The sequence below is a fragment of the Streptomyces sp. NPDC048288 genome (genome assembly GCF_043201555.1).
GTDB lineage: Bacteria > Actinomycetota > Actinomycetes > Streptomycetales > Streptomycetaceae > Streptomyces.
Genome location: NZ_JBICZD010000004.1, coordinates 319,714 through 340,081 on the forward strand (window position 1 = coordinate 319,714; position 20,368 = coordinate 340,081).

General features: G+C 72.9%; 18 protein-coding genes. 7 read left to right on the top strand and 11 right to left on the bottom strand.

The genetic code is table 11. The annotated features are described in order from the left end of the window. Window positions 1-8 precede the first annotated feature (8 nt). Genes ACGFZS_RS16875 through ACGFZS_RS16885 form a run of 3 tightly spaced genes read right to left on the bottom strand, consistent with a single transcriptional unit; the run spans window position 9 to window position 2,891 of the window. The gene (locus ACGFZS_RS16875; protein WP_393795705.1) at window positions 9-1,451 is read right to left on the bottom strand and encodes an FAD-dependent oxidoreductase; all 1,443 of its coding nucleotides are present in this window, start codon (window positions 1,449-1,451) and stop codon (window positions 9-11) included. Beyond that, window positions 1,444-1,743: a (2Fe-2S)-binding protein gene (locus ACGFZS_RS16880; protein WP_393795706.1), complete on the bottom strand. Its 300-nt coding sequence runs from the start codon at window positions 1,741-1,743 to the stop codon at window positions 1,444-1,446. The genes ACGFZS_RS16875 and ACGFZS_RS16880 overlap by 8 nt, the downstream gene beginning before the upstream one ends. Next, complete coding sequence (locus ACGFZS_RS16885) at window positions 1,740-2,891, bottom strand: NAD(P)/FAD-dependent oxidoreductase (protein ID WP_393795707.1); 1,152 nt, start codon at window positions 2,889-2,891, stop codon at window positions 1,740-1,742. The genes ACGFZS_RS16880 and ACGFZS_RS16885 overlap by 4 nt, the downstream gene beginning before the upstream one ends. A gap of 180 nt (window positions 2,892-3,071) precedes the next feature. On the opposite strand from ACGFZS_RS16885, the gene ACGFZS_RS16890 reads away from it, so the two are divergent. Continuing rightward, the gene (locus ACGFZS_RS16890) at window positions 3,072-3,437 is read left to right on the top strand and encodes a cupin domain-containing protein (protein ID WP_393796022.1); all 366 of its coding nucleotides are present in this window, start codon (window positions 3,072-3,074) and stop codon (window positions 3,435-3,437) included. 64 nt (window positions 3,438-3,501) lie between these two features. On the opposite strand, the gene ACGFZS_RS16895 is transcribed toward ACGFZS_RS16890, so the two are convergent. Further along, complete coding sequence (locus tag ACGFZS_RS16895; RefSeq protein ID WP_393795708.1) at window positions 3,502-4,863, bottom strand: VWA domain-containing protein; 1,362 nt, start codon at window positions 4,861-4,863, stop codon at window positions 3,502-3,504. Beyond that, on the bottom strand, window positions 4,860-5,717 hold the full coding sequence (locus ACGFZS_RS16900) for a MoxR family ATPase (protein ID WP_359222559.1): 858 nt from the start codon (window positions 5,715-5,717) through the stop codon (window positions 4,860-4,862). The genes ACGFZS_RS16895 and ACGFZS_RS16900 overlap by 4 nt, the downstream gene beginning before the upstream one ends. Window positions 5,718-5,856: 139 nt before the next feature. Here ACGFZS_RS16900 and ACGFZS_RS16905 point away from each other — a divergent pair, with 139 nt between their 5' ends. The 5 genes from ACGFZS_RS16905 to ACGFZS_RS16925 are packed head-to-tail and all read left to right on the top strand — an operon-like array spanning window position 5,857 to window position 9,411. Further along, the gene (locus ACGFZS_RS16905; RefSeq protein ID WP_393795709.1) at window positions 5,857-6,429 is read left to right on the top strand and encodes a TetR/AcrR family transcriptional regulator; all 573 of its coding nucleotides are present in this window, start codon (window positions 5,857-5,859) and stop codon (window positions 6,427-6,429) included. A gap of 59 nt (window positions 6,430-6,488) precedes the next feature. Then, window positions 6,489-7,169, top strand: coding sequence for an ABC transporter permease (locus ACGFZS_RS16910; protein WP_393795710.1), 681 nt, complete (start codon window positions 6,489-6,491; stop codon window positions 7,167-7,169). Then, window positions 7,166-7,837, top strand: a complete 672-nt coding sequence (locus ACGFZS_RS16915) for an ABC transporter permease (RefSeq protein WP_393795711.1) — start codon at window positions 7,166-7,168, stop codon at window positions 7,835-7,837. The genes ACGFZS_RS16910 and ACGFZS_RS16915 overlap by 4 nt, the downstream gene beginning before the upstream one ends. Continuing rightward, window positions 7,834-8,772, top strand: a complete 939-nt coding sequence (locus ACGFZS_RS16920) for an ABC transporter substrate-binding protein (RefSeq protein WP_393795712.1) — start codon at window positions 7,834-7,836, stop codon at window positions 8,770-8,772. The genes ACGFZS_RS16915 and ACGFZS_RS16920 overlap by 4 nt, the downstream gene beginning before the upstream one ends. Window positions 8,773-8,814: 42 nt before the next feature. Beyond that, window positions 8,815-9,411: a hypothetical protein gene (locus ACGFZS_RS16925; RefSeq protein WP_393795713.1), complete on the top strand. Its 597-nt coding sequence runs from the start codon at window positions 8,815-8,817 to the stop codon at window positions 9,409-9,411. A gap of 20 nt (window positions 9,412-9,431) precedes the next feature. Here ACGFZS_RS16925 and ACGFZS_RS16930 read toward each other — a convergent pair whose 3' ends face one another. Then, complete coding sequence (locus tag ACGFZS_RS16930) at window positions 9,432-10,586, bottom strand: betaine/proline/choline family ABC transporter ATP-binding protein (RefSeq protein WP_393795714.1); 1,155 nt, start codon at window positions 10,584-10,586, stop codon at window positions 9,432-9,434. Between the two features lie 214 nt (window positions 10,587-10,800). Between ACGFZS_RS16930 and ACGFZS_RS16935 the strand changes: the two genes are divergently transcribed. Then, on the top strand, window positions 10,801-13,881 hold the full coding sequence (locus ACGFZS_RS16935) for a family 78 glycoside hydrolase catalytic domain (protein WP_393795715.1): 3,081 nt from the start codon (window positions 10,801-10,803) through the stop codon (window positions 13,879-13,881). On the opposite strand, the gene ACGFZS_RS16940 is transcribed toward ACGFZS_RS16935, so the two are convergent. From ACGFZS_RS16940 to ACGFZS_RS16960, 5 genes are all read right to left on the bottom strand, one after another. After that, complete coding sequence (locus tag ACGFZS_RS16940; protein ID WP_393795716.1) at window positions 13,854-14,513, bottom strand: lactate utilization protein C; 660 nt, start codon at window positions 14,511-14,513, stop codon at window positions 13,854-13,856. The two genes, ACGFZS_RS16935 and ACGFZS_RS16940, sit on opposite strands and share 28 nt — an antisense overlap. Continuing rightward, window positions 14,510-15,988, bottom strand: a complete 1,479-nt coding sequence (locus tag ACGFZS_RS16945) for a LutB/LldF family L-lactate oxidation iron-sulfur protein (RefSeq protein WP_393795717.1) — start codon at window positions 15,986-15,988, stop codon at window positions 14,510-14,512. Before ACGFZS_RS16945 ends, ACGFZS_RS16940 begins: the two co-directional genes overlap by 4 nt. Then, window positions 15,985-16,740: a (Fe-S)-binding protein gene (locus ACGFZS_RS16950; RefSeq protein ID WP_359222574.1), complete on the bottom strand. Its 756-nt coding sequence runs from the start codon at window positions 16,738-16,740 to the stop codon at window positions 15,985-15,987. Before ACGFZS_RS16950 ends, ACGFZS_RS16945 begins: the two co-directional genes overlap by 4 nt. Before the next feature lie 70 nt (window positions 16,741-16,810). Further along, complete coding sequence (locus tag ACGFZS_RS16955; RefSeq protein WP_393795718.1) at window positions 16,811-18,256, bottom strand: rhamnulokinase family protein; 1,446 nt, start codon at window positions 18,254-18,256, stop codon at window positions 16,811-16,813. Then, window positions 18,253-20,292: a bifunctional aldolase/short-chain dehydrogenase gene (locus ACGFZS_RS16960; protein WP_393795719.1), complete on the bottom strand. Its 2,040-nt coding sequence runs from the start codon at window positions 20,290-20,292 to the stop codon at window positions 18,253-18,255. The genes ACGFZS_RS16955 and ACGFZS_RS16960 overlap by 4 nt, the downstream gene beginning before the upstream one ends. Window positions 20,293-20,368 lie beyond the last annotated feature (76 nt).

Consider the following 20,368-nt stretch of genomic DNA (forward strand, 5'->3'; position numbering starts at 1 on the left):
GTGACATATCACTGATGCTCCGACTGCTGTCCCGACCGCCGTTCCGACCGCGATTCGTCGTCACCGCCCGCCCGCGCCAGCACACCCAGCGGTACCGGTCGGGCGAACGGTCTCGACCCCGCCGTCTCCGGGCACCCGGTGAGCCCGGCGACCGCGGGCCCGCACATCCGGCCCTGGCACCAGCCCATCCCGGCCCGGGTGAGCAGCTTGACGGTCCGGACGTCGCCCGCGCCCAGCTCGGTCACGGCCCGGCGGACCGCCCCGGCCGGCACCTCCTCGCAGCGGCACACCACCGTGTCGTCGGTGACCTGCTCGGCCCAGTGGGCGGGCGGTGCACAGGCCTCGTCCACCGCCGCGAAGAACCGCCGCAGTCCCGCACGGGTTCCGGCGGCCCGGGCCCAGTCGCGCGGGTCCGGTTGCGAGCCCGACAGCCGGGCGGCGGCCGACCGTCCGGCGATGTGGCCCTCGGCGAGGGCGAGGTCCGCGCCGCCGACACCGGTGGCCTCGCCCGCCGCCCACACCCCCGGTACGTCGGTGCGCTGCTCGTCGTCGACGTGCACGGCGACGCCGTCGACACGGCAGCCCAGGCCCTGGGCGAGATCGGTGTGCGGGAGCATGCCGTGTCCCACGGCCAGAGTGTCGCAGTCGAGGCGCCGCCGGGTGCCCGGCCGTACCCGGCCCTCGGCATCCAGCGCAGCCACGGTGACCGCTTCGAGGCGCCGGTCGCCGTGCGCTTCGACGACGGTGTGGTGGACCAGGGTGCGCACCCGGTGCCGTAGCAACTGCCCCGCGTACCGGGCGCCTTCGGCGAGTTTCGCGGGCCGCGTGGCCAGGGCCGGGGAGCGTCGTACGAAGGCCCGGGGGCCGGCGGATTCCACCAGCGCCGCCACCCGGGCGCCGGCCGCCGCGAGGCCGGTGGCGACGGGCAGCAGCAGCGGTCCGGTGCCGGCGACGACGGCCGTGCGTCCCGGCAGCACCAGTCCGCCCTTGAGCATGGCCTGGGCGCCGCCCGCCGTGACGACACCGGGGAGCGTCCAGCCGGGGAAGGGCAGCACCTTCTCGTAGCCGCCGGTGGCGAGCAGTACGGCGTCCGCGCGGACCTCCTGCGGCCGTTCCTGTTCCGGACCGAGCAGGGCGTGCACGGTGAAGCCTTCCGGCCGTCGCTCCACGAACCACACGTGACGGTCCCGGAGATGGACCACGTGCCCGGCCTCCAGTTCGCGGTCGAGTCCGTCGCGCAGGCGCAACCAGCCGGGCCGGTGGTGGTGCGGTGCCTGCGGCCGGAGGGCCTTGAGCCCGGCGGCGGGCTGCCGGTAGAACTGACCGCCCGCCTCGGGCGCGGCGTCGATCAGGGTGACGCGCACCCCGTGCCGGGCGGCGGCCAGGGTGGCGGCGAGACCGGCCGGGCCCGCGCCGACGACGGCGAGGTGGGGGCGGGGCCGCTCAGTCATCGTGGCCCGTGCCCTCCTGCGTGCGGATCGCGTCGCCCGGGCGCAGGGGCACCAGACAAGCCCGTTGGTTGGGGCGGTCGTTGACGGTGACCAGGCAGTCGAAGCAGACGCCGATCCCGCAGAAGACCCCGCGCGGACTGCCCTCGCTCCGGGTGGTCCGCCAGGACGTGACACCGGCCGCCCACAGTGCGGCGGCGACCGTCTGGCCCGGCCACGCGTCGATCTCCCGGCCGTCGAAGGTGACGGTGAAGGCGGGACCCGGCCGGGCCCGGGTCTGTTCCGGCGGGTTCACGCGGCCTCCTCGGTGAAACGCTCGGGACGGAACGGCGTCAGGTCCAGCTCCGGGGCCCGGCCGCCGAGCACCTGGGCGATCAACTGCCCGGTGCCGGTGGCGAGTCCGATGCCCGCGCCCTCGTGCCCGCAGGCGTGCAGGAGACCGGGGGCGCGGGGGTCGGGGCCGATCGCGGGCAGATGGTCCGGCAGGTACGGGCGGAAACCCAGATAGCCGCGGATCGCCCGGACGTCCGACAGGAACGGGAACAGCCGGGTCGCGCCCGCCGCCAGCGCCCGTACGACCGGCAGCGAGAACGACCGGTCGAAGCCGACGCGTTCCCGGCTCGCGCCGATCAGGATCGGTCCGGCCGCCGTGCCCTCGACGACCGGTGAGGTCTGCAGCGCGGCCGAGTCGCTGGCCACGTCGGCCACGTAGTCGGCGGCGTACACCTTGTGCCGGACCCGGCGCGGCAGCGGCTCGGTGACCAGGACGAAGCCGCGCCGGGGCAGGACGGGCAGACGCACCCCGGCGAGGGCGGCCAGCTCGCCGCCCCAGGTGCCGGCCGCGTTCACGACGGCCGGGGCGTGGATCTCACCGTGGTCGGTGCGGACTCCGCGTACGGCACCGTCGGCGCCGCGCAGCACGCCCGTCACCGTCCGGCCGGTCGACAGACGGGCGCCCGAGGCCCGTAGCAGATGCGCGGCGGCCAGCGTCGGCATGACCTGCGCGTCCTGGGGGTAGCGCACCGCGCCGGCCAGGCCGGGCGCCAGATGCGGTTCCAGCTCGCGGAGTTGCTCCGCGTCGACGCTCTCCGCCGTCACCCCGGCGGCCCGTTGCCCGGCCGCGAACTTCTCCAGGGCGGTGAGCCCCTCGGGTTCGGCGGCGACGACGATCCCGCCCTTCGCCTCGTACTCGATCCGGTCACCCAGCTCCCCGGCCAGGCCGGTCCACAACCGTCCGGAGAGCAGGGCGAGTTCGAGTTCGGGCCCGGGCTCCTTGTCGGAGACCAGCAGGTTCCCCTCGCCCGCCCCCGTGGTACCGCCGGCCACCGGCCCCCGGTCCACCACGACGACGTCCAGGCCCTCCCGAGCGGCGTACAGGGCACACGCGGCGCCCACCATGCCCGCCCCGACGACCACGACATCGCAGGTCAGTCGCATGCTCACGGCAGTAATATGTCACATGGCACACGGCTCGGGAAGACCGCCGACCACCCCATCGGCCCCCTCCCCACCCCCTCCCCACCCCCCCGAACCGGCCCGCACGGCACACCCCCCGAATGGCGCTCCCGACTTGACAGGCAGACGATGGAGTGGTGGATGGGAGTGCGAAGGGAGGACACCGTCATGCTGGAGATCAAGACGGTCGACAAGCCGGACGAGCGCCGTGACTTCCCCCGTGGCCACCTGGAGGCCGTGCACATGACCGGCCTGGACTTCGCGATCGCCACCTTCGAGCCGGGCTGGCGCTGGACGGAGTCGGTGGGGCCGATCGCGGGCACCGAGACCTGCATGGTCCACCACAACGGCTATGTGCTGCAGGGCCGGATGCACCTGGTCATGGACGACGGCGGCGAGGGCGAGATCGGCCCCGGAGACGTCTTCGTCTGCCCGGCGGGCCACGACGCCTGGGTCGTGGGCGACGAGCAGGTGATCCTGTACGACTTCGCCGGCGGCATGGCGACGGACTACGCGAGGGCCGAGGAGGGCTGAGGGCGGTCACCGGGCGCGGTCACCGGGTGCCGTCACCGTGCGTGGGTGACGGCACCCTCCTCTGTCACACCGGCAGCAGCCGCGCGACCAGCCCGCTGAGCTGGCGGACCGTGCGGCACTCGTGCATCTCCACCAGCTCCGCGTACTCGGGCGCGGCGGAGTCTCCGGTGCCCCACAGGGAGTGCCGCTCGGGGTTCAACCAGTAGACGCGGCGCGCCTGCTGGGCGATCCGGCGGACGGCGGCGAGGTTCGGGTCGAGGTTGTTGGTGCGGGCGTCGCCGAGCACGAACACCGTGGTGCGCGGGCCCACCGCGGCGCCGTACCGCTCCGCGAACTCGCCCAGGGCCATGCCGTAGTCGCTGCTGCCGTGCCAGCCGGTGAGGGTCGCCTCGGCGCGGATCCGGGCGCCGAGCCCCTCCGGGTCGGCCCGGCCGTGCTCCAGCAGACCGGTCACCTCGTCGATGCGGTTGACGAAGGCGAACACCCGGACCTTGCTGAACTGGTCGTGCAGCGCCTGCACCAGCAGCATCGTGAAGTCCGAGAACCCCGCCACCGAGCCCGAGACGTCGCAGAGCAGCACCAGTTCGGGGCGGACCGGCCGGCGTCGGCGCAGTACCGGCCGCATCGGCACCCCGCCGGTCGACAGCGAGCCGCGCAGGGTGCGCCGCAGGTCGATGGTGCCCCGCGCGGCCCGGCGGCGGCGTGCGGCCAGCCGGGTCGCCAGCTTCCGGGCCAGCGGCTGGACCGCCCTGCGCAGCTCGGTGAGCTGGTCCCGCCCGGCGGACAGGAAGTCCACCCGGTCCGCGCTCGGCGCCACCGCCCGCCGGGCGATCTCGTCCCGCCCGCGCCGCTCCGCCACCCGCCGCCGGGCCTCCGCCGCGACCATGCCCCGGAACGTCTCGATGCGCCGCCGGATCTCGTCGTCGAGCAGCCGGTCGGCGAACCCCGCGCCGCTCCCGCCGCGCGCCCGGACGTCCGCCCGGACCCGCGCGAGCAGCGTCTGCGGCCGCAGCCGGTCCAGGGTCTGGTACGACGACCAGCCGTCGGAGCCCGGTGAACTCCCGTATCCGCCGAAGCCGTCGACGGCCTCGGCCGCCAACCGCCGGAGCAGCGCCTCGTCCTCGGAGGCCAGCGCGGCGGCGATCCGGTCCCGCAGCTCCTCGCGGTCGGCGGAGCCGGTGCCCGGCCCGCCCACCCCGCGCGGGAAGTAGAGGTCGAAGACCTGGTCGAACACGGCCCGTTGGCCCGGCCCGTGCAGCAGCGTCGCGGCGAGTCCCTCGCGCAGCAGCTCGCGGTCCGTCAGCCCGAGTGCCTCCACCGCCCGGCCCGCGTCCACGGTCTCCCCGGTGCCGACCCGTACCCCGTGCCCGCGCAGCGCGCCGACGAGGGAGGTGAGCCGCTCGGCGACATCGGCCCCGGAACTCACAGGGCGTCCAGGTCCAGCTTGGCCGCCGCCTTCTGGATGTCGTCCTGGTGCTTGAGGATCACGCCCAGGGAGTCCCGTACGACCTGCTCGTCCAGGGTGTCGGCGCCCAGCGCCAGCAGGGTGCGGGCCCAGTCGATGGTCTCGGCCACCGACGGTGCCTTGCGCAGGTCCATCGCGCGCAGCGCCCCGACCACCCGGACCACCGACCCGGCCAGCGCCTCGGTGAGGCCCGGCACCTTCAGCCGTACGATCCGGCGCTCCAGCTCCTCCTCCGGGAACCCGATGTGCAGGAAGAGGCAGCGGCGGCGCAGCGCCTCGGACAGCTCGCGGCTGGCGTTGGAGGTGAGCACCACGAAGGGGCGGCGGGTCGCGGTGACCGTGCCCAGTTCGGGGACGGTCACCTGGAAGTCGCTGAGCACCTCCAGGAGCAGGCCCTCCACCTCGACGTCGGCCTTGTCGGTCTCGTCGATCAGCAGCACCTTCGGGTCGTCGCCCCGGATCGCGGTGAGCAGCGGGCGGGGGAGCAGGAATTCCTCGCTGAAGATGTCGGTGCGGGTCTCGTCCCAGGTCTCGTCCCGGCCGGCGCTGATGCGCAGCAGCTGCTTGGCGTGGTTCCACTCGTACAGGGCCCGGGACTCGTCCACGCCCTCGTAGCACTGCAGGCGCACCAGCCGGGCCCCGGCGACCTCGGCCACGGCCTTGGCCAGCTCGGTCTTGCCGACTCCGGCGGGGCCCTCGACGAGCAGCGGCTTGCCCAGCCGGTCGGCCAGGAAGACGGTGGTGGCGACGGCGGGGGAGGCGAGATAGCCGGTCTCCGCGAGGCGCGCGGAGACGTCGTCGACGGAAGTGAACAACGGGGGCCTCCGGCTGGGGGTCGTGGGACAAGCCCGTGTAACAGGGTCAGAGCTACTATCTAAGCGCTTGTTCAGCGCGCTTGCCACCCTGGATACCGATCGGTTTCCTCGCCGGCGTCCGCGCGGTAACCTCGGCGGTATGGCCACCACGGACAAGGCGTCCCCCCGCGACCGGCTGCTCGACGCCGCCACCGAGCTCTTCTACCGCGACGGCGTCTCCATCGGCGTCGAGGCGCTCTGCAGGTCGGCCGGGGTCTCCAAGCGCTCGATGTACCAGCTCTTCGACAGCAAGGACGAGGTGCTGGCCGCCAGCCTGGAGCGTCGCAGGCCCTGGTACGAGGCCCAGCTCAGGTCCCCGGACGCCGAGTCGGCCACCCCGCGCGAACGGATCCAGTACGTGTTCCGGCGGGCGGCGGAGAACGCGGCGGCCCCCGGCTACTGCGGCTGCCCGTACCTCGCCGTCCTGGTCGAGCTGAAGGACGGCGAGCATCCCGCGAGCGTGGTGGCCCGAGCCGCCAAGGACCTGCTGCGGGGCTACTTCGAGGAGCAGGCCGGACAGGGCGGCGCGGCGGATCCCGCCCTGCTCGCCCGCCAGCTCATGCTGATCTTCGACGGGGCCAGCGCCCGGGCCGGCGCCGGGATCGAGCACCTCGACGACGGCCTGCTCACGGCGACGGCGAACACGCTGCTTGACGCGGCGGGCGTGAAGTAGCCGCCCGGACGGGTCACCACAACGCGCCGAGCCGGTCCCCCGTCCGCTGCAATGGACGCGTGACCGCGCCCCCGGACGACTGCCTCGCGCGCAACGAGTGGATCTGCGGCGCCTATCTCACCAGCCGCCGCCAGATCCTCCTCGACGCGGTCGGCCAGCACCTGCGGCTCACCGCGCTCTCGGTGCTCATCGGACTCGTTCTCGCCGTCCCGCTGGCCGTGCTGGCCCGCCGCTGGCGCTGGTCGGCCGGACCCGTCCTCGGCGTCACGACCGTCCTCTACACCATCCCGTCCCTGGCGATGTTCTCCCTGCTCCTGCCCGTGTACGGCCTCTCCGCCACCCTGGTCGTGGCCGGCCTGGTGCTCTACTCGCTCACCCTGCTCGTCCGGAACATCCTCGCGGGCCTGCGCGCCGTCCCCGAGGAGACCCGGCAGGCCGCCCGGGGCCTCGGCTACGGCCCGGTCCGCCTGCTGCTCACCGTCGAACTTCCCCTCGCCCTGCCCGCCGCGATGGCCGGCCTGCGCATCGCCACCGTCTCCGCGGTCTCCCTGGTCACCGTCGGCGCGATCGTCGGCTTCGGCGGGCTCGGCAACCTCATCTACGCCGGCATGAACACCTACTTCAAGGCCCAGGTGCTCACCGCCTCCGTGCTGTGCGTGCTGATCGCCGTCGCCGCCGACCTGCTGCTGCTCGGCGTCCAGTGGCTGATCACCCCGTGGACCCGGGCGGCCCGCGCGTGAACACCCTCGTCGAGGCCTGGGCCTGGCTCACCGACGCCGCGCACTGGGCGGGCGACGACGGCATCGGGCACCGGCTGCTCCAGCACCTCGTGCTCACCGTCGTGTGCCTGGTGATCAGCTGCCTGATCGCGCTGCCGGTCGCCCTGGTCCTCGGCCACCTCGGCAAGGGCGGCGCGCTGGCGGTGAACATCTCCAACGTGGGCCGGGCCGTGCCCACCTTCGCCGTCCTGGTCCTGCTGCTGCTCACCCCCGTCGGCCGGTGGGGCGAGGGCCCCACGGTGGTGGCCCTGGTCCTGTTCGCCGTACCGCCGCTGCTCACCAACGCCTACGTCGGGATGCGCGAGGTCGACCGGGACATCGTGGGGGCCGCGCGGGGCATGGGGATGACCGGGCGACAGATGTTGTTTCACGTGGAACTGCCCCTTTCGCTCCCCCTGGTCCTCACCGGGGTGCGGATCGCCGCCGTGCAGCTCGTCGCCACGGCCACCATCGCCGCGCTGGCCGGCGGCGGCGGCCTCGGCCGGATCATCACCGCCGGATTCAACCTGGCCAGCACGCCCATGGTGGTCGCCGGGGCGATCCTGGTCGCCGCCTTCGCCCTGCTCGTCGAGGGCGTCTTCGCCCTCGTGGAACGGCTCGCCCCGCTGTGGGTGCGGGGCTCGCGATGAGACTCCGTGCGGCGGCCGTCGCCGTACTCCTCACCCTCACCGCCTGCACCACCGGCCCCTCCCTGGAGAACCGCGGCGAGGTCACCGCGCCCCCGGGCGACAGCAGCCGTCTGACCATCGGCTCCGCCGGCTTCACCGAGAGCGACCTGCTCGCCCAGCTGTACGCGCAGCTGCTGCACCAGGCCGGCTACCGGACCTCGCTCCTCACGGTCGCCAACCGCGAACTCTACGAACCCGCCCTGGAGTCCGGGCAGATCGACGTCGTCCCGGAATACGCGGCCACCTTCGCCGACTGGCTCAACGCCAAGACCAACGGCCCCGACGCACCGCCCGTGGGCTCGCCCGACCTCGCCGCCACGATGACGGCCCTGCGCCGCCTCGCCACACCGCGCGGTCTCACCGTCCTCGACCCGGGCCGGGCCGTGGACCAGAACGCCTTCGCGGTGACGGCCGCCTACGCCCGCGAGCACCACCTCGAGACGCTCAGCGACCTCGGCGCCTCGGGACTGAAGGTACGGCTCGCGGCGGGCGACGAGTGCGTACAACGGCCGTACTGCGAACCGGGCCTGAAGAAGGTCTACGGCATCGACATCACCGGCATCGATCCCAAGGGCGTCGGCACCACCCAGGCCAAGCTGGCCGTCCAGCACGGCCAGGACCAGATGGTGCTGACCACCACCACCGACGCGACCCTCGGCCAGTTCGGCCTGGTCCTGCTCGCCGACGACCGGCATCTGCAGAACGCCGACTACGTCGTCCCGGTCGTCAACCGCGCACGGGCGGGCGGGGAGCGGGTGACGAAGGCGCTCGGCAGGCTCAACGGCGTCCTCACCACCGCCGACCTGGCCTCGATGAACCAGCAGGTGGACAGCTGGCGGCGGCTGGCCCAGGACGTGGCCCGCACCTATCTGCGGGACAAGGGCCTGCTCAAGTGACGGCCGGGGCCCGTTGTCAGTGGCGGGCGGTACGTTCTTGCCATGGGGATCTACCTGGTGAGTGTCGGTGCGCAGGAGTGGTGCGACGGCGACGAGGACGAGGGCGGCAGGGGAGCCGTCGCCTCGGCGCTCGACGCGGAACTGCGGCGGCGCGGTCTCGCGCCCTACGAGTCGGTGCCCGAGGCGGCCGCCTTCGTCCGCGGCTCGGGCCTTTCGTTCGAGGAGAAGCTCGTGCCCACCATGGCCGGGTTCGCCGCGCTGTGCCGAGAGCATCTCGCACCGCGCGAGACGGAGCTGCTGCTGGGCTGGTCGGTGCTGGTGCCGCTCTCCCTCGACGAGGAGATCCGGCTCCCGCTGCACTCCGCCTACGACGACGAGACGGTGGTCGCCGGCGCCCCCGAGATACTGGCCCTGGCACAGCGGCTGGCGACGGCCGTCGGGCTGCCCGTCGACGTCATACCCGAGGCCTGCGACAACCTCGATCTGACGATGTGGTTCCTGGAGGGGCAGGCGGAGGAGGCGGCCGCCGCCCGGCCCGGTCCCTGGGGCGAGGACCTGGACGCCGCCTTCTACGTCGCGCTGTTCCTGCGGGCCGCCCAGCACTCGCTGCGGCGCGGCTGCCCGATGACGTACTGCTGACGGACACCGGCCGCCCCCGGTCAGGCGTCCGACACCGAGTCGAACGGCACCTGACCGCGTGACACCCCGCGCGCTTCCGCGTCCACCGAGCGGCGCAGCGCCTCGTGCAGCTTGGCCGGGGTGAGCACCCCGAGGAAACGCGAGCCGTCCAGCACCGCCACCCATCCGGCGTCGTACTGCAGCATCACGCCGAAGGCCTGCTTCAGCGGGGCGCCCACCGGCACCCAGGCGGTCATCCGGTGGGCGAGCGCGCCGACCGTGCCGCCCGCCGCCAGCTCGTCGAGGCCGACCCAGCCGTGCAGATCGCCGTCCGCGTCCAGGACCACCGCCCACCGCGCCCCCTCGGCCCGCAGCCGAGCCGCGGCGCTCCCGGCGGACTCCCGCGGGCGGGCGACCGGCGGCTGCTCCAGGTCGTCCGGCTCGATGGCGGTCACCGACAGCCGCTTCAGCCCCCGGTCGGCGCCGACGAACCCGGCGACGTACGGCGTGGCCGGGGTGCCCAGCACCGCCCCGGGCGTGTCGAACTGCTCGATACGGCCCTGCCCGTACACCGCGATCCGGTCCCCGAGCCGTACCGCCTCCTCGATGTCGTGCGTGACCAGCAGCACCGTCTTGCGCACGGCGGCCTGCATCCGGAGGAACTCGTCCTGCAACTGCTCCCGCACCACCGGGTCCACCGCACCGAACGGCTCGTCCATCAGCAGTACCGGGGGATCGGCGGCCAGCGCCCGCGCCACGCCGACCCGCTGCCGCTGGCCGCCGGAGAGCTGGTCCGGGTAGCGCCGCCCGTAGGTCCCCGGGTCCAGACCCACCAGGTCGAGCAGCTCGGCGGCGCGCTCGCGGGCCTTCGCCCGTTTCCAGCCGAGCAGGGCCGGGACGGTCGCTGTGTTGTCGAGGATCGTCCGGTGCGGGAACAGGCCCACCTGCTGGATGACATAGCCGATCCGGCGGCGCAGCCGGACCGGGTCGACCCGCGCGATGTCCTCGCCGTCGACGAGGATCCGGCCCGAGGTCGGTTCGATGAGCCGGTTGACCATCATCATCGTCGTGGTCTTGCCGCACCCGGAGGGGCCGACGAGCGTGACCAGTTCTCCCTCGGCCACCTCGAAGGAGAGGCCGTCCACGGCGGTCGTGCCGTCCGGATACCGCTTGGTGACCTGCTCGAACCGGATCATTCCCTCACGCTAGCCCCGGCCTTTCCGGGGTGCCCGGCTCCGCTTTTGAAAAGTTTCAAATAGATCTTGCACCGCCTGGCCGGATCCTGAGGCTGTTGGAAACTGTGGGAAATTCTTGCTGCTCGGCCCGTCGACACGTGTCACTGGCGCCACTATCTTCAACCGTCGATCGATCTGAATCGATACAACTCCGACTGGCCGAAGGGATGACGGCATGACTGACGGAGTACACAACGGCGATCGCGACGGGGTCCGGCGCAGGACCGTTCTCACCACCGCGCTCGGGGCCGTCCCGGTGGTGATGGCGGGCGGGATCGGCACGGCATCGGCCGCGCCGGCGCACGACGACAGGTCCGTGACCGGGCTGACGGTCGAACACCGCACCGACCCGCTCGGCGTCGACGCGCGGCGCCCGCGCTTCGGCTGGCGCACCGCCTCCCCGGTCCGCGGCAGCCGCCAGACGGCCTACCGGGTCCGGGTCACCCGGGGCGGCGCGCAGGTCTGGGACAGCGGCCGGGTCCCCTCGTCCGACTCGGTCGCCGTGCACTACGCCGGCCCCGGCCTCGCCGCCTCCACCCGCTACGACTGGACGGTGACGGTCTGGCACGAGGACGGCCGCGCCACCGCCTCCCACCCCGCCCGCTTCGAGACGGGTCTGCTGAGCACCGACGGCGTCACCGGCTGGGACGGTGCCCAGTGGATCACCATGGCGGGCAAGCGGCCGAACAGCGCGGGCGCCCCGCTGCTCCGCCGCCAGACCGCCCTCACCGGCCGCACGGTGCGCGGGGCCCGGCTCTACATCTCCGCGCTGGGCGTGTACGACGCGTATGTCAACGGGCAGCGGGTCGCGGTGCCCCAAGGAGGCGGCAGCACCTACGAGTTGCTGACTCCCGGCTGGACCAACTACGACGCCAGGATCAGCTACCTGACCTACGACGTCACCGCCCTGGTGGCGGGGGAGCGGCAGGTCACCCTGGCCGCCGTGCTGGGCAACGGCTGGTACAACGGCCGGGTCTCGGACGGCAGCACGTACTACTCGGCGGACGGCAACGCCCTCGCCCTCAAGGCCAAGCTGCTGATCTCCTACGCCGACGGCAGCACCCAGTCGATCGTCACCGAACCCGGCGCGGCCTGGCGCGCCACCGACACCGGCCCCCACCGCGCCGACGACATCTACGACGGCCAGACCTACGACGCCCGCCGCGAACTCCCCGGCTGGACCGCGAACGGCTTCGACACCTCCGCCTGGTCCCCCACCGAACTCGACCCGTTCGCCGCGAAGTTCCCCGACTCGCTGCTGGTCGCCTACCCCGGCGAGAGCGCCCGCCTCCTGCCCGCGTGGGACCGCAGACCCCACTCCGTCACCGTGTGCACCGGCGTGACCGGCGACGGCAGGGGCGAGGTCGTCGTGGACCCGGCCCGCACGGTCACCGACCCGGCCGAGGCCGCCACCGCCGCCGTCACCCTCGCCCCCGGCGAGACCGCGGTCTTCGACCTCGGCCAGAACATGGTCGGCGTCCCCCGCTACACGCTGCGCGGCCCGGCCGGCGCCGAAGTCACCTTCCGCTTCGGCGAGATGCTCAACGACACGAGCGCCGGCGCCGACGGCCCGGCCGGCTCCGTCTACCGGGCCAACCTGCGCACCGCCCAGGCCACCAGCACCTACACCCTCAAGGGCGACCCGGGCGGCGAGACCCACCAGGACTCGCTCACCTTCTACGGCTTCCGCTACGCCTCCGTCACCACCACCGCACAGGTCACCGTCACCTCCTTCACCGGCCGGGTCGCCACCTCCGCCCTCCGCGACACCGGCACGCTCAGCACCGACGACGACACCGTCAACCAGCTGATCAGCAACGTCCGCTGGGGCCAGCGCGGCAACTACTTCTGGGTCCCCACCGACTGCCCCCAGCGCGACGAACGCCTCGGCTGGACCGGCGACACCCAGCTGTTCTCCCGCACCGGCCTCTACAACACCGACGCCGTCACCTTCCTCAGCCACTTCGCCGACAGCCTCGTCGACTCGCAGCGGATCTACGGCCTGGACGGCGCCCAGTTCACCTGGGTCGCGCCCGGCAACCGCTACAACCAGCCGATCCCGGCGAGCGGCTGGGCCGACTGCGGGGTCGTCGTGCCCTGGACCGTCTGGCAGATGTCGGGCGACTCCACGATCATCGACCGCTGCTGGCCCGCGATGACCAAGTACCTGGACTGGATCCAGCACCGGACCGGCGACACCTACGCCGGCCAGGGCGCCATCTTCGGCGACTGGCTCGCCTTCCAGATCACCAGCACCCAGCTCATGAGCGACGCCTACTACGGCCACAGCACCCGCCTCATGGCCGACATGGCCCGCGCCACCGGCCGTACCGCCGAGACGGCCGCCTACGAGCAGCTCTTCGCCCGCATCAAGCGCGCGTTCATCACCAAGTACCTCGCCACCGACGCCACCACCGGCGACCTCACCCTCCGCTCCAGCCTCGGCGACCCACCGCCCTGGACCCCCGGCAACGGCGCCGGAAAGACCGAGGACAACGCCCAGACCGCACTGCTCTGGGTCCTCAAACTCGGCTTCTACGACACCGAGGCCCAGCGCCGCCAACTCGTCACCCTGCTCGCCGACAACATCGGCAACGACGCGGCCTACAAGGCGGCCCACCCCGACAGCACCCGCGTCGACTACGCCGAGAACACCCTCTCCGTCGGCTTCCTCGGCGTGAACGTCCTCGCCCCCGTCCTCACCGACGAGGGCCACGCCGACCTCGCCTACCGGCTCCTCCACCAGGACGCCATGCCGTCCTGGCTGTTCTCCGTGCAGAACGGCGCCACCACGGTCTGGGAGCGCTGGAACTCCTACTCGAAGACCGACGGCTTCGGCCCGGTCGAGATGAACTCCTTCAACCACTACTCCTACGGCGCGATCATGGAGTGGATGTACGCGTCCATGGCCGGCATCGCCGGGGACCCGGACCACCCCGGCTTCAAGCACTTCCTCCTGCGACCGCACCTCGACCCGACCGGCAGGATCACCCGGGTCTCCGGCTCGCACCTCTCCCCGTACGGCGAGATCGTCAGCGAATGGCGGGTGACGGGCAGTCAACTCGCCTACCGGGCCGAGGTACCCGCCAACAGCACGGCGACCCTGCGTATCCCCACGGCCGACCCCGGCACCGTCCGCGAGGGCCGCACCCCGCTCTCCCGGATCCCGGGCGTGCGGTACCAGGGCTTCGCGGACGGTGTCGCCTCGTACGAACTGCCCTCCGGCACCTACGAGCCGACCTCGTCGCTCGGCTGATCACCGCTGACGAGGAGCACCTCCAGGGTGCGCGGGCCGTGCACCCCCTCGACCCGGTCAAGCTCGATGTCGCTGGTGGCCGAAGGGCCGGAGATCCAGGTCAACGGGCGGGTCGGGTCGAGGCGTTCGAGGGCCTGGGGCACCGAGGAGACGACCTGGTCCGGGACCCGTACGACACAGACGTGGTGGTCCGGGACCAGGGTGATCCGGCGGCGGCCCTGGTCCGGGCCGCCGTCCAGCACGATGGTCCCGGTCTCGGCGATCGCCACCGCACAGCCGGTGACCACGCTCGCCACCTCGTCCAGTTCGCCGGGTGTGCTCTCGGCACGGTCATGGACCCGGGTGGCGTCGGCGGCCGACATCCACTCCGGCGGCAGCCCCGGCGGCACCAGCACGTGCCGCGACCCGCGCTCCGCGAGCAACCGCATGATGGCGTCGGGGAGTTCGTTCTCGGTGGTGCGGTGCACGACGGCCCGGTAGTCCGCCAGGTTCTCGGCGAGCAGCTCCACCGTCTCCGCGACGCTCCGCCCGCCGTGCTCGCGCAGATACGCCCGCTCGACCGGCGGGTCCTCGTCCCGCACGTCGGCCAGCGCGCGCCGCACCCGGCCCAGGATCCGTTCCCTGCTGCTCACTTCGCCCCGCTCCGTCCGCCGTCGGTCCGCTGCCACCAGTCCCGGAACGGCTCCGCCGGTACGGCCGGCAGGTCCCGGGTGCCGCTCCACGCCCTGCCCGGCCCGGGGAGCGTCCTCGGGTGCAGGCGGCGGGTGCGGGAGGCGAGCCGCTGGCCGGTGCGCAGGGCCGCCGGGTGGGAGAACGCCCAGCGGGCCGCGCGCATCGCCGCCCGCTCGGCCGCGTGCCCCTTGGCCGGCCTGAGCACCACCTTGTTGCCGCCCCGGACCGTCTCGCCGCCTTCCACGACCCGCTCGCGCAGGTGCACCAGCACCTCGGGGATGTCGATGGCGACCGGACACACCTCGTAGCAGGCCCCGCAGAGGGAGGAGGCGTACGGCAGGGAGGCGTCGATCTCGCTCTGCGTGCCCCGGAGCTGAGGGCTGAGGATGGCGCCGATCGGGCCCGGGTAGACCGAGCCGTACGCGTGGCCGCCCGCCCGCTCGTACACCGGGCAGACGTTGAGGCAGGCCGAGCAGCGGATGCAGCGCAGGGCCTGGCGGCCGACCTCGTCGGCGAGGGTGTCGGTGCGGCCGTTGTCGAGCAGGACCAGATGGAAGGTGCTCGGGCCGTCGCCGTCCGTGGTGCCGGTCCACATCGAGGTGTACGGGTTCATGCGCTCGGCCGTCGACGAACGGGGGAGTGTCTGCAGGAAGACCTCCAGGTCCTGCCAGGACGGCACGATCTTCTCGATGCCGACGACCGAGATCAGCGTCTCGGGCAGGGTCAGGCACATCCGCCCGTTGCCCTCGGACTCGACGACGACGAGGGTGCCGGTCTCGGCGACCATGAAGTTGGCGCCGGAGATACCGACCTTGGCGCGCAGGAACTTCTCCCGGAGGTGGAGCCGGGCCGCCTCGGCGAGTTCGGCGGGTGTGTCGGTCAGCCCCTCGGGCGCCGGGCGCCCCCACGCCCCCATCTCACGCCGGAAGATGTCCCTGATCTCCCCCCGGTTGCGATGGATCGCGGGGACCAGGATGTGCGAGGGCCGGTCATGGCCCAACTGCACGATCAGCTCGGCGAGATCGGTCTCGTAGGCCCGGATGCCCTCGGCCTCCAGAGCCTCGTTGAGCCCGATCTCCTGCGTGGCCATCGACTTGACCTTGACGACCTCCGACTCGCCGGTGGCCTTGACCAGGCCGGCGACGATCCGGTTGGCCTCGTCGGCGTCCGCCGCCCAGTGGACCGTACCGCCGGCCGCCGTCACCGACTCCTCCAACTGCACCAGATACCGGTCCAGATGACGGAGCGTGTGGTCCTTGATCCGCTTGCCCGCCTCGCGCAGCGCGGCCCAGTCGGACACCTCGGCGACCGCCCTGGCGCGCTTGGCCCGGATGGTGTGCGTGGCATGGCGCAGGTTCCCGCGCAGGGTGGGATTGTTGACCGCCTCGTGCGCGGCCTTCGGAAAGGCGGGCATCCCCAGATATGTTCCGCTCATACGGCCGGCTCCTCCTCGGTGCTCGCCAGGATCTCCGCGATGTGCACCGGCCGCATCGCGGTGCCGAGCCGGGTCATGGTGCCGCCGAGGTGCATCAGACAGGAGTTGTCGGCCGCGCACAGCACCTCGGCACCCGTCGACTCGGCGTTGCGCACCTTGTCGGCGCCCATCGCCGCCGAGACGTCGGAGTTCTTCACCGCGAACGTGCCGCCGAACCCGCAGCACTCCTCCGCACCCGGCAGCTCCACCAACTCCAGCCCCTTGACGGCCTGGAGCAGCCGGCGGGGCCGCTCGCCGAGGCCGAGGCTCCGCAGCCCGTGACAGGTCGGGTGGTATGTCACATGGTGCGGGTAGTAGGCCCCGACATCGGTCACCCCCAGCACATCCACCAGGAACTCCGTCAGCTCGTACGTCTTCGGCACCACCGGCGCCAGCGCACTCGCGAGCCCGCCCCCGCGCCCCTCCGCCCGGGCCCGCTCGCCCATCCTCGGATACAGCTCCCGGACCATCGCCCCGCACGACCCGGACGGGGTCACGATCGCCTCGTACTCCCCGAAGACATCGGAGAAATGCCGGGCCAGCGGCTCCGCCTCATGACGGTAGCCGGTGTTGTAGTGGGCCTGCCCGCAGCAGGTCTGCGCCATCGGGAAATCGACCTCTACGCCCAGCCTGGTCAGGAGTTTCACCACGGCACGGCCGGTGTCCGGATACAGCGTGTCGTTGACGCAGGTCAGGAAGAGAGCGACACGCATCGCGGCTCCTAGGGGTCGATCATCGGATGAGTGCAGAGTAATGGGCCGACGCGAGCAAGGGGAGACCGGCTCACCGCGCGGCGAGCCGGGCCTCGGCCGCCGCCCAGCGGGCGGTGTCGCCGCGCGGCGCGTACCGGGTCAGCGGCTGGGTGCGGACCAGCAGCCGCCGAAGGTCCGCGAGGTCGCCGCCCAGCCCCTGGGCGCGGGCCTGGACCAGCACGTTCCCAAGGGCCGCCGCCTCGGTCGGACCCGCCACCACCGGCAGTCCGCAGGCGTCGGCGGTGAGCTGGCACAGCAGCGCGTTGCGGGTGCCCCCGCCGACCACGTACACCGTGTCCACCGGATGGTCGGCGAGCCGTTGCGCCTCGGCGACCGCCCGCCGATGGGCCAGCGCCAGCGAGTCGAGAATGCACCGGGTGGTCTCACCGGGCGTCCGCGGCACCGGCTGCCCCGACGCCCGGCAGGCCTCGGCGATCCGCTCCGGCATCCGGCCGGGCGCCAGGAACCCGGCGTCCCCCGCGTCCACCACCGACCGCAGCGCCGGCACGGTGGCGGCCTCCCGCAGCAGCCCGCCCAGATCCGGGTCGCCCCAGGCCCGTACGCACTCCTGCAGCAGCCACAGCCCCATGATGTTGCGCAGGTAGCGGACCGTGCCGTCGAGCCCCAGCTCGTTGGTGAAGTTGGCGGCCCGGCTCTCCTCGGTCAGTACGGGCGAGGCCAGTTCGAGTCCGGCCAGCGACCAGGTGCCGGTGCAGATGTAGGCGAACCGCTCGCCCGTCGCCGGGACCGCGGCCACCGCCGACGCGGTGTCGTGCGAGCCGACCGCGGTCACCGGCACCGGCCCGGTCAGCCCCGTCTCCTCCAGGACCTCCGGCCGCAGCACCCCGGCCGGATCCCCGGGCCGCCGCAGCGGCGCGAACAGCCCCAGGTCGATGCCCACCCGGTCCGCGACCTCGTGGGACCAGTCGCGGGTCCGCGGATCGATCAGCTGGGTGGTGGAGGCGTTGGTCAGCTCGGTGCCCTGCTCGCCGGTCAGCCAGTACGACAGCAGGTCGGGGATGAGCAACAGCCGCTCGGCCCGCGCGAACTGGGCACTCGACCGGGCCGCCACCAGCTGGTACAGGGTGTTGAACGGCGCGTACTGCAGCCCGGTACGGGCGTACAGCTCCGCCGCCGGCAGGGCCGCCCACACCTTCTCGGCGACGCCCTCCGTCCGGGCGTCCCGGTAGTGCACCGGGTTGCCGAGCAGCGCCCCGTCGGCGTCCAGCAGCCCGTAGTCCACGGCCCAGCTGTCGAGCCCCACGGAGTCCACCCGACCTGCCGCCCGCAGCCCCTCCAACACCCCCGCGTACAGGGCGAGCACGTCCCACCGCAGCCCCTCCGGCACCCGCGCCGGCCGGTTCACGAACCGGTGCGCCTCGGTCAGCTCCAGTGAGTCCGGACCCACCCGGCCGACCATGACCCGCCCACTGGACGCGCCCAGGTCGACCGCGGCACAGGACCTGACGGCGGTCATCGCAGGAACGCGGCCGCCACACCCGCGTCGACGGGGACATGCAGCCCGGTGGTGTGGGTGAGCTCCCCGCCCGTCAGCGCGAACACGGCGTTCGCCACGTGCTCGGGCAGCACCTCGCGCTTGAGGATGGTCCGCTGCGCGTAGAACTCGCCCAGCTTCGACTCCTCCACCCCGTACACGGCGGCCCGCTGGGCACCCCACCCCCCGGCGAAGATCCCCGACCCGCGCACCACACCGTCCGGGTTGACCCCGTTGACGCGAATGCCGTGCTCACCCAACTCGGCGGCCAGCAGCCGCACCTGATGAGCCTGGTCCGCCTTCGTCGCGGAGTAGGCGATGTTGTTGGGCCCGGCGAACACCGCGTTCTTCGAGGCGATGTAGACGATGTCCCCGCCCAGCCCCTGCCCGATCATCACCCGGGCCGCCTCCCGCGACACCAGGAACGAGCCTCGGGCCATGATGTCGTGCTGGAGGTCCCAGTCCTTCGCCGACGTCTCCAGCAGCGGCTTGGAGATGGAGATCCCCGCGTTGTTGACGACGAGGTCGATCCCGCCGAAGGCCAGCACACCGGCCCGGAACGCGGCGGCGATCTGCTCCTCGTCGGTCACGTCCACAGTGACCGCGACGGCCTTGTCCGGCCCGCCGAGTTCCTCGGCGACCCCGGCCGCGCCGTCGGCGTTCAGATCGGCGACGACGACACACGCCCCCTCGGCCACCAGCCGCTGGGCGATCGCCTTCCCGATCCCGCTGCCGGCCCCCGTCACCAGGGCGACCCGGGTCGCCAGGGCCTTCGGCTTCGGCATCCGCCGCAGCTTGGCCTCCTCCAGCGCCCAGTACTCGATCCGGAACTTCTCCGACTCCTCGATCGGCGCGTACGTCGACACGGCCTCCGCCCCGCGCATCACGTTGATGGCGTTGACGTAGAACTCACCGGCCACCCGCGCGGTCTGCTTGTCCTTCCCGAAGCTGAACATGCCGATCCCGGGCACCAGCACGATCGCCGGGTCGGCCCCGCGCATCGCGGGGGAGTCGGGCAGGGCGTGCCGCGCGTAATAGTCGGCGTACTCCTTCCGGTACACGGCGTGCAGCTCCTTCAGCCGCGCGATCGCCTCGTCGAGGGGCGCGGCCGGCGGCAGGTCGAGCACGAGCGGCCGTACCTTCGTCCGCAGGAAGTGATCCGGGCAGGAGGTACCCAGCGCGGCGAGCCGCGGGTGCTCGGCCCGCGCCAGGAAGTCCAGGACCACCTCGGCGTCGGTGAAGTGCCCGACCTGCGCCCGGTCCTGGGAAGCGACCGCCCGGACATACGGCGCGAGCGCCGCCGCCCGCTCCCGCCGCTCGGCCTCCGGCAGCGCGCCGTACCCCTCGACGACGGGCCCGAACGGCTCCGCCCTGCCCCGCTCGGCCAGAAACGCCTCGGCGGTACGGATGATGTGCAGCGAGTTCCGCTCGCACTCCTCGGAGCTGTCGCCCCACGCGGTGATCCCGTGCCCGCCGAGGACGCAGCCGATCGCCCGCGGGTTGGCCGCCTTGACGGCCGCGATGTCCAGACCGAGCTGGAACCCGGGCCGGCGCCACGGCACCCACACCACGGTCTCCCCGAAACACTCGGCGGTCAGTTTCTCCCCGTCCGCCGCACAGGCCAGCGCGATCCCGGAGTCCGGGTGCAGATGATCGACGTGCGGCGCGTCCACCAGCCCGTGCATCGCGGTGTCGATCGACGGAGCCGCCCCGCCCTTGCCGTGCAGGCAGTAGTCGAAGGCGGCGACCATCTCGTCCTCGCGGTCGACCCCCGGGTAGACACCGGCGAGCGCCCGCAACCGGTCCAGCCGCAGCACCGCGAGCCCGCCCTCGGTGAGCGTGCCCAGATCACCACCGGACCCCTTCACCCACATCAGCTCGACATCACCCCCGGTGACGGGGTCGGTGTCGGTGCCCTTCGCGGACGTGTTCCCACCGGCGTAGTTCGTATTACGGGGATCAGCACCGAGCCGATGGGACCGGGCGAGAAGAGCGGCGGCTTCGGGATGGGTGGACATCGAGATTCCTTACTTTTCGAACGAGGGTGACTGCATTCCCTAGGGGCGCGAGGAACTGCGCGACCAGCCACAACCG